Here is an 11,130-nt window from a genome sequence, read left to right on the forward strand (position 1 = left end):
CAGATCAACTCCACAAACGCCTCACGCACTTCAACCGGGAATGTCTTCGGCATACAACGCTCCTTCAAGCGTTGCTTCGACCATATGAATCCGCCACGTGGACACCCCCTGACTGTTCGGTAGGGCGGCCAGGAACCGTTCCAAGCCTGGATCACTCCACGGCCAGCGCGACCGGGAGGTCGGCGACCCAGAGGTCGAGGTGGTGGACCGCCCGGCTCACTCCCACTCGATGGTGCCCGGCGGCTTGGAGGTGATGTCGATGGTGACGCGGTTGATGTCGGCGACCTCGTTGGTGATGCGGGTGGAGATCTTCTCCATCACCTCGTAGGGCAGCCGCGCCCAGTCGGCGGTCATCGCGTCCTCGGAGGTGACGGGCCGCAGGACGACGGGGTGGCCGTAGGTGCGGCCATCGCCTTGTACGCCGACGGAGCGGACGTCCGCCAGCAGCACGACCGGCATCTGCCAGATCTCGCGGTCGAGCCCGGCACGCGTGAGCTCCTCGCGGGCGATCGCGTCGGCCTCGCGGAGGAGGTCGAGCCGCTCGCGGGTCACCTCGCCGATGATGCGGATGCCCAGGCCGGGGCCCGGGAAGGGCTGGCGCCAGACCATCGTGGAGGGCAGGCCGAGCTGCTCACCGACGGCGCGCACCTCGTCCTTGAAGAGCGTGCGCAGCGGCTCGACGAGCTCGAACTGCAGGTCGTCGGGCAGGCCGCCGACGTTGTGGTGGGACTTGATCGTGGAGGTGCCGGCGCCGCCGCCGGACTCGACGACGTCCGGGTAGAGCGTGCCCTGGACGAGCCAGGCGGTGGCGTCGCCGCCGGCCAGGCCGCCGAAGACGCGGACCTCGGCCGCCTCGAAGGTGCGGATGAACTCGCGCCCGATGATCTTGCGCTTCTCCTCGGGGTCGTGGACCCCGGCGAGCGCGTCGAGGAACTGGTCGGCCGCGTCGACCACGTCGAGGGCGTCGAAGACCTCCTCGAAGTCACGCTTGACCTGCTCGGTCTCGCCCTTGCGCATCATCCCGTGGTCGACGTAGACGCAGGTGAGGCGGTCGCCGATCGCGCGCTGCACGATCGCGGCGGCGACGGCGGAGTCGACACCACCGGACAGGGCGCAGATGGCGCGTCCGTTCTCACCGATCTGCTCGCGGATCCGCTCGACCTGCTCCTCGACGATGTTGACCATCGTCCAGGTCTGGCGACAGCCGGCGATCTCGTGCAGGAAGTGCTCGAGCACCTGCTGGCCGTGCTCGGAGTGCAGCACCTCCGGGTGCCACTGGACGCCGGCCAGGCCGCGGGCGACGTCCTCGAACGCGGCGACCGGGGTGACGTCAGTCGAGGCCAGGACCGTGAAGCCCTCGGGGGCGCTGGCGACGGAGTCACCGTGCGACATCCACACGTTGTGGGTCTCGGGGATGCCGGCCAGGAGCGTGCCGGGGGTCGTGACGGAGACGGGCGTGCGGCCGTACTCACGCGCACCCGTGTGGGCGACCTCGCCGCCGAGGCCGCTGGCCATCAGCTGGAAGCCGTAGCACATGCCGAAGACCGGTACCCCCGCCGTGAAGATGGCGGTGTCGATGCCGGGCGCCCCGTCGGCGTAGACCGAGGACGGGCCGCCGCTGAGGATGATCGCCTTCGGCTTGCGGGCCAGCATGTCGGCCACCGGCAGCGAGTGCGGAACGATCTCGGAGTAGACCCTGGCCTCGCGCACCCGGCGGGCGATCAGCTGGGCGTACTGGGCACCGAAGTCGACGACGAGGACGAGGTCGTGGTCTGGGTTCGCGGTCACCCGCGGAGTCTATTCGGAAATAGCACCAGGGCCTGACCGGGGATTGACGGCTGAGCGTCAGGCCGGGCCGCAAACCACCGGGAGAAATAGCACCAGGGCCTGACCGGGGAGGGAGGATGGTCAGGCCCTGGGTAGTCCCGAGCCGCTGCTGGACAGAGCCTGGAACGAAAGACCCGGCCACTGGGAGGGAGCGTTGCTTGCCGGGTCTCTCTCCTTGGCAACGACCCCCACCACGGTGGGTTACGCGGTTATTGCGGAAAGTTCCGCGCGAAATGGCTCAGCTGACGCCGACGATGGGCAGCCGCAGGGCGGCGGGCGCGTCGACGGGCACGACCGGGTTCTTGGGCTCGACGGGCGCGATCTGCTGGTAGGCCGAGCCGAGGGCCGGCCTCGGGTCGGCCTCGCCCTTGTTGGGCCAGAAGGCCATGGCGCGCTCCGCCTGGGCCGTGATCGTCAGCGACGGGTTGACGCCCAGGTTGGCCGAGATCGCCGAGCCGTCGGCGATGTGGACGCCCGGGTGCCCGTACATGCGCTGGTAGGCGTCGACCACACCGGTCTCGGGGCTGTCCCCGATCGTGCAGCCGCCGATGAAGTGCGCCGTCAGGGGCCGTTCGAAGGGCTCGCCGATGTTGCCGCCCGGCTCGCCGTTGATGACCTTCGCCATCCGGCGGACCGCGTCGTAGGCGACCGGGATGTAGGTCGGGTTGGGCTCGCCGTGGCCCTGCTTGGACGACATCCGCCAGCCGAAGCGGCCCTTGACCCCGACGGTGGTGATCGAGTTGTCGAGGGTCTGCATGACGAGGGCGACGATGGTCCGCTCGGACCAGTGCTTCATGTCGTAGAGGTCGAGGGCCTCGCGTCGCTTCTTCCACAGCTCCTTGCCCCACGTCTTGAGGCGGGCCTCCCCCGGCACGTCATCAGCGAGGACGGTCTGCATGAAGGCCATCGCGTTGGAGCCCTTGCCGTAGCGGACCGGCTCGATGTGGGTGTGCTCGTCGGGGTGGAAGGACGAGGTGATCGCCACGCCCTCGGTGTAGTCGGTGGAGAGGTCGGGCGCCAGCGCGCCGAGGATTGCCTCGGAGTTGGTGCGGGTCAGCACTCCGAGCCGGTCGCTGACCTGCGGCAGGTCGCCCTCGCCCTTGAGCTTGTGCAGGAGCTTCTGGGTGCCGAGCGCGGCCGCCGCGAAGACGACCTGGTCGGCGGTGAAGGTCTTGGTCGCCGTACGCCGCGAGAGCTTGGCCTTGGTCCACCGCGTCTCGATCGTGTAGCCGCCGTCGGCGCGCGGGGCCACGCGGGTGACCGTGGTCAGCGGATGCACCACGGCGCCGTTCTGCTCGGCGAGGTAGAGGTAGTTCTTCACCAGGGTGTTCTTGGCGTTGTGGCGGCAACCTGTCATGCACTCGCCGCAGCCGATGCAGGCGTTGCGCTCGGGACCGGCACCACCGAAGTAGGGGTCGGAGTGCGAGACGCCCTGACGATCGGACTGGTCCTGGGGACCACCGAAGAACACCCCGACCGGAGTCGGGTGGAAGGTGTCGGCCACTCCCATTTCCTCGGCGACCTGCTTCATCACCTCGTCGGAGGGTGTGTGCCACGGCGTGTCGACGACGCCGAGCATCCGCTTGGCCTGGTCGTAGTAGGGAGTCAGCTCGGACTTCCAGTCGGTGATGTGCGACCACGACGGGTCGCGGTAGAACGCATCGAGCGGTTCGTAGAGGGTGTTGGCGTAGACGAGGGAGCCGCCGCCGACGCCCGCGCCGGCCAGGATCATGCAGTCCTTGACCATGTCGATGCGCTGGATGCCGTACATCCCCAGCGCCGGCGCGAAGAGGAAGCGCTTGGCGTCGAAGGAGGTCGCGGGGAAGTCGCCGTCCTCGAAGCGGGCGCCGGCCTCGAGCACGCCGACCTTGTAGCCCTTCTCGGTCAGCCGCAGCGCGGTGACCGAGCCGCCGAAGCCGGAGCCGATGACCAGGACGTCGTAGTGCACCGGCTCGGTCATGCCCGGCCCAGCTTCTTCAGCACCCGCAGGCTGGCCGTCAGCACCTTGGCGTTGGCCTTCTCCGACATCCCGAACACGGGCGCGATCGGGATGACCCGCTGGGTCGCGACCGACTGGGCCTCGGTGTAGCGGTGGATGCCCTCAGCGCCCTGGCGACGGCCCATCCCGGACTCGCGCATGCCGCCCATCGGCGCCGCGAGCGAGCCGAAGGTCGCACCGTAGGCCTCGTTGATGTTGACGGTGCCGCACTTGATCTGGCGGGCCAGCTCGCGCCCCCGGCTGCCGTCCTGGGTGTAGATCGCGGCGTTGAGGCCGTAGGTGCCCTCGTTGGCGCGGGCGACGGCGTCGGCCTCGTCGTGGAAGCGGTAGATCGACACGACGGGCCCGAAGGTCTCGTGGCCGAAGCAGGTCATGTCGGGCGAGACGCCCTCCAGGATGGTCGGCTCGAAGTAGAACGGGCCGAGGTCGGGACGGGCCTTGCCGCCGGTGAGCACGCGCGCGCCCTTGGCGACCGCGTCGTCGACGTGCGCCTGCACGGTGTCGAGCTGGTCCTGGGAGATGAGCGAGCCCATGTCGACGGTCCACTCGAGGCTGGCGCCCAGGCTCATGGCCTGCGTGCGTGCCACGAACCGGTCGACGAAGCGGTCGTAGACCTGGTCGGCGACATAGAGGCGCTCCATCGAGACGCAGAGCTGTCCGGCGTTGGAGAAGACGGCGCGTACGGCGCCCTCGGCCGCCTTCTCGACGGAGGCGTCGCGCAGGACGAGCATCGGGTTCTTGCCGCCGAGCTCGAGCGAGCAGCCGATGAGGCGCTCGGCGCACTGGGCGGCGATCAGCTTGCCCGTGGCCGTGGAGCCGGTGAAGCAGATGTAGTCGGAGCCCTGGATGATCGGGGTGCCGAGCTCGCGACCGGGGCCGGCGACGACCTGCCAGAGGTCGCGCGGCATGCCGGCCTCCTCGAGCAGCTTGATGGCCAGCAGCGCGGTCAGCATGGTCTGCGCGTCGGGCTTCGCGACCACGGCGTTGCCCGCGAGGATCGCCGGCAGCCCGTCGCACACGGCCATCGTGAGCGGATAGTTCCACGGCGAGATGATGCCGACGACGCCCTTGGGCACCCGGTTGATCTCGGCGCGCGTCAGCGTCGGGAACATGCCCGGGACGCGGCGGGTGTCGAGGTGGTCGTGGGCGGTGCGCGCGTAGTAGCGAGCGGTCAGCGCGAGGTGGGCGACCTCGAGGAAGGCGTCCTTGCGCGACTTGGCGGACTCCAGGCCCACCAGGTCGAGGAGCTCCTCCTGCCGCTCGAGCAGCAGGTCGTGGTAGCGCAGCAGCACGGCGGCGCGCTCGTCGATGGACGTCTTCGCCCAGGCCGCCTGCGCCTTGCGGGCGCGCACGAATGCCTCGGCCACGTCGTCGGGGCTCGACTGCGGGATCACGGCCAGCGGCTGGCCGTTGAGGGGTGAGTCGAGAGGGGTCGCGGCACCCGTGGACGTCAGGACGCGCTCGGTCAGAGCGGCGACGTAGTCAGGCTCGAGGGCGTAGGACGCCCGCGGGTCGTGCTCGGGGTCTGCGGGACCGTCGACGAGGTGACCGGAGGATGAATTCTGCTCGCTCATGTGTCGAGCGTAGGCCGCACTCCCACTCACTGCTACCCGTCAGTCACATTGTCCCGCCATTTGACATATCAAAGATCTTTGTAAACGACTAGGGTCGCGCCATGCTTTCGTCCCTGCGCACCGTGGTCAGCGCCGTCATGAGCTCCCTGGTGATCATGGCCGTCGCCCTGTGGTTCGTCCTGCCCCGCCGCACCGAACTGCCCGACGTGCTGTGGCTCGCCGTCGTCGCGGCGCTCGGCGCCGGCGCGGCCAGGCTGATCCGGTCCGTGGGCTTCCGGGCTCCTGCCATCGCACCGGGTGCGACGAGCGAGGAGTCCGCCGAGCAGGCGCGGAAGGCGTTCCAGTCGGGCACCTTCAGCCGGATGGCGATCGCCGAGACTCCGGCGATCGCCTCGATCGCGCTCGCCTTCGTCGCCGACGAGGGCGGCCTCGTGCTCTACCTGCTGGGGGCCGTGATCTCGCTGGGGCTGCTGGCGACGTACGTCGTGCCGTCCGCGGCCACCATCGCGCGCACCCAAGAGAGCCTGGAGCGCGACGGCGGCCGCGTCGACCTCACGACTGCACTGGGCGCCTGAGCGCCTCTCCCCTCAGACGATGTCGGGCGCCTGCACGCGCGCCTCGTCGGCCTCCTGGTCGGTGATCTTGAGCTGGGACTGGCGCTCCGCCTCGACGCGGCGCAGGTAGTGGTCGACCTCCTCGTCGGCGCGCTCGATGCTCCAGCCGAGCTCGCCTGCCATCAGGTCGGCCGCCGGGCGTGCGGAGGCGATGCCGCGGTCGAAGGTCTCGATCGAGATGCGCGTACGCCGCGTGAGCACGTCGTCGAGGTGACGCGCGCCCTCGTGGGTGACGGCGTAGACGACCTCGGCAGCGAGGTAGAGCGGGGCGCCCTCGAGCGGCTCGGCCAGCTCGGGACGGGACCGGATGAGCTCGAGCACCTCGTCGACGAGGCCGCCGTAGCGCCCGAGCAGGTGGTCGATCATGCCGATCTCGATGCCCGACTCGCGGGAGAGGGCGACGCGCTGGTTGGTGCGCGCCTCGTAGCCCCAGGCGCCGACGAGCGGAACCCGCTCGGTGATGCTGGGGGGCGCGACCCGGAAGTCGCCCCCTCCCTGTGGACGCAGTGCGTGGTCGACCGCGTCCTTGGCCATGACCCGGTAGGTCGTGAGCTTGCCGCCCGCGATCAGGACCAGGCCCGGCACCGGGTTGGCGACGGTGTGCTCGCGCGAGAGCTTGGTCGTCTCGCCGAGGTCGCCCTTGGGGCGCTTGACGACGGGCTTGAGGAGCGGCCGAAGGCCGGCATAGACACCGACCACGTCGCGGTGGTCGAGCGGGTCCTTCAGCAGCGCGTTGAGGTGGCCCAGGACGTAGTCGATGTCGGTCTTGCTGGCTGACGGGTGCGCGAGGTCGAGGTCCCAAGGGGTGTCGGTGGTGCCGATGATCCAGAAGGCACCCCACGGGATGACGAACAGGACCGACTTCTCGGTCTTCGTGATGAAGCCGCAGTCGGAGCGGATGCGGTCGCGCGGGACGACCAGGTGGATGCCCTTGCTCGCGTCGACGTCGAGGGTCGCGTCGCCGCCGATGAGCACCTGGACCTCGTCGGTCCACACCCCGGCGGCGTTGATGACGACCTTGGCGCGGACCTCGAACTCGACGTCGTTCTCGAGGTCGAGCGCGGTCGCTCCGACGACGCGGTCGCCCTCACGCAGGAAGCCGGTGACCTTGCAGCGGGTCGCGATCTGGGCGCCGTTGTTGGCCGCGGTGCGCGCGATGGTCATCACGAGCCGCGCGTCGTCGACCTGGCAGTCGTAGTAGCGGATCGCGCCGTGCAGCTCCTCGGTCTTGATGTCGGGCGCCATCCGCGAGAGCTGCTTGCGGAAGATGTGCTTGTGACGGGGCACGCCCATGTCGTACTTGCCCGTCATCGCCATACCGTCGTAGAGCGCGACGCCGGCGCCGACGTAGGGCCGCTCCCACGCGTGCTTGAGCGGGTAGAGGAACGGCACCGGCCGCACGAGGTGGGGGGCGAGCTGCGTGAGCAGCAGGCCGCGCTCCTCGAGGGCCTCCTTGACCAGCGCGAAGTCGAACATCTCGAGGTAGCGCAGCCCACCGTGGACGAGCTTGGAGCTGCGCGAGCTCGTGCCCGAGGCCAGGTCTCGCTGCTCGAGCAGGCCGACGCTCAGCCCGCGGGTGACGGCGTCGAGCGCCGCGCCCGCGCCGACGATGCCGCCGCCGACGACCAGCACGTCGAGCTCGGTGGTCATCATCGCCGAAATCGCACTCGCGCGGTGGTCGGGACTGAGTTGGTAGGTCACGTCGTCATCTTGTCAGGCCCTAGCATCGCCACGGTGCCCCCTCTTTCGCCGTTGCCCGCCCGCCACGGCCTGAGCGCGGCGTGGGTGCGGACTCCCGATCGGGTGGCCGCGCCGTCCCCACCGTGGCCGACCATGGCCGCCTGGCTGAGGGACAAGCTGCCGGCGCACGTCGACGTCTCCGCCTTCCTGGCCGCAGAGCGCTTCGTGTACGGCGACGGCAGCCCGGTCCTCGCCGACGATCCCTACCGCCCGCACACCTTCGTGTGGTTCCACCGGGACCTGCGCGACGAGGTCGAGGTACCCGGCTCCTTGACGATCGTGCACCGCGACGAGCGCATCATCGTGGTCGACAAGCCGGCGTTCCTGTCCACCATCCCCCGCGGCCAGCACGTCCTGCAGAGCGTCGTGGTCAAGCTGCGGGACTCGCTGGGACTGCCCGAGGTCTCGACGTTGCACCGGCTCGACCGGGTGACCTCGGGCCTGCTGCTGCTGGCCGTCGAGAAGCGCTGGCGCGGGCCCTACCAAGTGATGTTCGAGCACGGCACCGTTCGCAAGACCTACCGCGCGCTCGCGCCCTTCCGCCCCGACCTCGAGCTGCCGGTGACCGTCCGCAACCACATCAGCAAGACGCGCGGTGAGTGGCAGGCCGCTGTCGTCGAGGGTGCTCCGGTGAACGCGGAGACGCTCGTCGAGCTGGAGTCCCGGGTGGGCGACGACCTCGCGGTCTATCGGTTGACGCCCCGCACCGGGCGCACCCACCAGCTGCGCCTGCACCTCCACGGTCTCGGCATCCCGATTGTCGACGACCCGCTCTATCCCGTCGTCCACGAGACCGACATCGACGACTTCTCCCGACCGCTCCAGCTGCTCGCGAGCGAGCTGGCGTTCACGGACCCGGTCGACGGCACCGAGCGGTCGTTCGTCAGCTCTCGGCGACTGCCGCTGCTGCCGGAGCCGGACGCCCTGGGCTGATCACGCCCCTGGTCGGTCAGAGGACCTCGGCACGCACCCGGTGCGCGAGGGTGACCGCGGCATCGATCTCGGCCTTGCGGATCGAGACGCTCTCGACGCTGAATCCGAAGGGCATCCCGAGCGAGCGGCAGAACCCCGCGAGGTCGTGGGCCGTGGCCAGGCAGTGCGCCAAGGACGCCTCGAGGGTGTCGTCGCTGTGACGCAGGGAGTTCTCCATCCATCGCGGCACCTGCACTCCCAGCCAGCGCAGGAACTCGAGCGTCCTGAGCGATCCGCAGACGGACAGCGTGAAGATCACGGGCGCCGGCTCGGTCCCGCTGTCCCGGCACGCGTAGTAGTAGTCGGAGACCAGGTTGCGGGCGGCCTGCGCGTCGTAGACGACCTGGGTGATGAAGAACGAACAGCCCCGCTCCGCCTTGGCGAGCAGCCTGGCGTGTTCCTCGGCTCCCGCCGCGTGACGCTCGGGGATCGCTACGGCCCCCAGGAGGACCTCCGGTCTCGAACGACCCCGCAGCTCCTGGGCGTCGGCCAGGGTCGTCTGCACCGCGAGCTCTCGTGAGGCAGCCCCGACGAAGACGGTGGACACCCGCTCCGGGTCCTGGTCACGCAGCCAGGTCTCCAGCTGGGGTTGGGTGTACTTGCCGACGCAGCGATAGACGACGACCGACCGCTCCCACGCACCCAGGTGGTTCGCGAGGTAGTCGGCAGGATCGATGGTCGGGAGATAGGGGAAGGGACGGCTCTGGTCGGTCCGGTCGCTCTCGTCGACGATGTCGTAGAGCAACAACCCGTCCAGGTCGAGCGCGCCGAGGCGTTCCAGGGTGACGTCGGCGATCCGCTGCGCCTCCTCGGGAACGACCGAACGTCGCGGCGGGGTGAGACCGAACAGCAGGTATCCGCTGTCCCGGCGGGCGAGTCGGGCAGCCAAGTGATCAGGCACAGCGGCAGCCTATTGGCGGTTGACCTGGTGTCGGCAGCCTGTGCCTCTGCGGTGGTCGGTGGGGGTGACGTCGGTGGTGCCGTCGGGGTCGCGGAGGAACTGTTGGCCGTGGGGGTCGGACCAGAGCCAGGTGCCCCTCTCGAGGGGCGTGTAACGCCACCCGGCGTGGGTCTTGAGCTGGTGATGATGGCGACACAGGGGCGCGATGTTGCAGTCGCACGACGTGCCGCCCGTGGTGGGGTCGTGGTGGTCGAACGGGACGATGTGGTCGTGGTCGCAGGCCCGGGCGGGTCTGGTGCACCACGGGAAGACGCAGGTCCCGGCGATCAGGTCGGCGCGGAGGCGGGTGCGGGTCTTGATCTGGTGCACGGACGTCTGGTCGTGGTCGGCGAGGTCGAGCACGGGCTGGATGCTCAGGTGGGTGTCGGTCCGGCTGCACCAGTCGCGGACGAGCTGGTCGAGCACGGCGCGGTCGCGGGTGAGGTTGCGGGCCACGGGGTCGAGGCCGACGAGGTTGGTGTCGGTGATGTGCAGCACCAGCTCGGTCCGCTTGCTTGGGGCGGGGGCGTCGTCGCCGGCGAGGAGGGCCAGCGCGGCGGCGGGGTCGGCGAGGATCCCGATGGCACGCGATCGGCGTACGTCGAGGGACTCCGCCGGCAGGCCCAGGGCCGCGTCCCTCGCGGCGATCGCTGCCGCGACCCGGGTGGCGGCGCGGTCGAAGTCGAACAGGTCCTTCCAGTCACCACGGATGGCCATGTCGGCGATCCCGGTGTGGTTGATCGAGGCCTCGTCGAGGCGCACGAACCGCCGGTCCAACGCTTCGAGCTGGTCGGCCTCGCGCTGCTCGGGGTAGAGCCGCAGCATCGCCTCGTCGATCTTCTTCTCCAGCGCGACCTCACCGATCTTGTGCGCGAGGTGAGCCACGTGGGTGTCGATGTGGTCCGACACGTCACGCGGGCGACCCATGATCGAGCGCGCGAGCATCCTGGCCTTCGTCGGCTCGACCTGGCCGGCGAGCACCCGGTCCCAGAGCCGCGGCAGGCGGTGTCGCACGATCAGCGCATCGCGGATCAGGCACGACGCGGCGTTGGTGGACCGCCCGATCGCGCCACCGAACGCCGCCGGGGCGTCCCACCGCACCGAGGGGATGAACGGGTCGTCGAACCCGTCCGGGTCACCGACACAACCATTCGCGCAGCCGCCGCCGAAGTCCTCACCCGGCAGACCCGTGGTCGGGCAGCCGTGGATGCACGCACCACTCGCCTTCTCGTCTGGGTGGGCATCGGCCCACTCCGCTGCCAGCACGAACACCCGCGTCTGCGCCGACCGCAACGTTGCGGTCGTCTCCCGGAGCTCCGCGATCATCGCGGTGGGAGTGACGGTGTCGGTGGCCATAACCCATTCTCCCTCGAACATCTGTTCGAGTCAAGAGGTTTCGGTCGTCCTTTTCGCGGTGCGTGGGGCCTCACGAGGGCCGCTGGTGGCCTGCGAGGAGGGCCGTGG

8 protein-coding genes are annotated in these 11,130 nt (G+C 69.8%); 2 read left to right on the plus strand and 6 right to left on the minus strand.

The window, feature by feature from the left end:
- Positions 1-216 precede the first annotated feature (216 nt).
- The 3 genes from guaA to C9J87_RS12620 all read right to left on the minus strand — a co-directional run bounded on the left by guaA (position 217) and on the right by C9J87_RS12620 (position 5,400).
- Positions 217-1,788, minus strand: coding sequence for a glutamine-hydrolyzing GMP synthase (gene guaA, locus C9J87_RS12610; protein WP_107705695.1), 1,572 nt, complete (start codon positions 1,786-1,788; stop codon positions 217-219).
- Positions 1,789-2,065: 277 nt separating this feature from the next.
- Positions 2,066-3,787, minus strand: a complete 1,722-nt coding sequence (locus tag C9J87_RS12615) for a GMC family oxidoreductase N-terminal domain-containing protein (RefSeq protein WP_010833968.1) — start codon at positions 3,785-3,787, stop codon at positions 2,066-2,068.
- The gene (locus C9J87_RS12620; RefSeq protein ID WP_010833969.1) at positions 3,784-5,400 is read right to left on the minus strand and encodes a succinic semialdehyde dehydrogenase; all 1,617 of its coding nucleotides are present in this window, start codon (positions 5,398-5,400) and stop codon (positions 3,784-3,786) included. The genes C9J87_RS12615 and C9J87_RS12620 overlap by 4 nt, the downstream gene beginning before the upstream one ends.
- Before the next feature lie 101 nt (positions 5,401-5,501).
- Here C9J87_RS12620 and C9J87_RS12625 point away from each other — a divergent pair, with 101 nt between their 5' ends.
- Positions 5,502-5,975, plus strand: coding sequence for a hypothetical protein (locus C9J87_RS12625; protein WP_107705696.1), 474 nt, complete (start codon positions 5,502-5,504; stop codon positions 5,973-5,975).
- Positions 5,976-5,987: 12 nt separating this feature from the next.
- On the opposite strand, the gene C9J87_RS12630 is transcribed toward C9J87_RS12625, so the two are convergent.
- Positions 5,988-7,667 carry a glycerol-3-phosphate dehydrogenase/oxidase gene (locus C9J87_RS12630; protein WP_107705770.1) on the minus strand — a complete coding sequence of 560 codons (1,680 nt, stop codon included), beginning with the start codon at positions 7,665-7,667 and terminating at the stop codon, positions 5,988-5,990.
- 180 nt (positions 7,668-7,847) lie between these two features.
- On the opposite strand from C9J87_RS12630, the gene C9J87_RS12635 reads away from it, so the two are divergent.
- Positions 7,848-8,687, plus strand: coding sequence for a pseudouridine synthase (locus C9J87_RS12635; protein ID WP_198652352.1), 840 nt, complete (start codon positions 7,848-7,850; stop codon positions 8,685-8,687).
- A gap of 16 nt (positions 8,688-8,703) precedes the next feature.
- Here the strand turns inward: C9J87_RS12635 and C9J87_RS12640 are convergent, their stop codons facing one another.
- A complete protein-coding gene (locus tag C9J87_RS12640) occupies positions 8,704-9,627 on the minus strand; it encodes a methylenetetrahydrofolate reductase (protein WP_107705698.1) in 924 nt (307 codons plus the stop codon).
- 9 nt (positions 9,628-9,636) lie between these two features.
- Complete coding sequence (locus C9J87_RS12645; RefSeq protein WP_107705699.1) at positions 9,637-11,022, minus strand: HNH endonuclease signature motif containing protein; 1,386 nt, start codon at positions 11,020-11,022, stop codon at positions 9,637-9,639.
- Positions 11,023-11,130 lie beyond the last annotated feature (108 nt).

Origin of the sequence: Nocardioides allogilvus, from assembly GCF_003047285.1 — a bacterium.
Lineage (GTDB): Bacteria > Actinomycetota > Actinomycetes > Propionibacteriales > Nocardioidaceae > Nocardioides > Nocardioides allogilvus.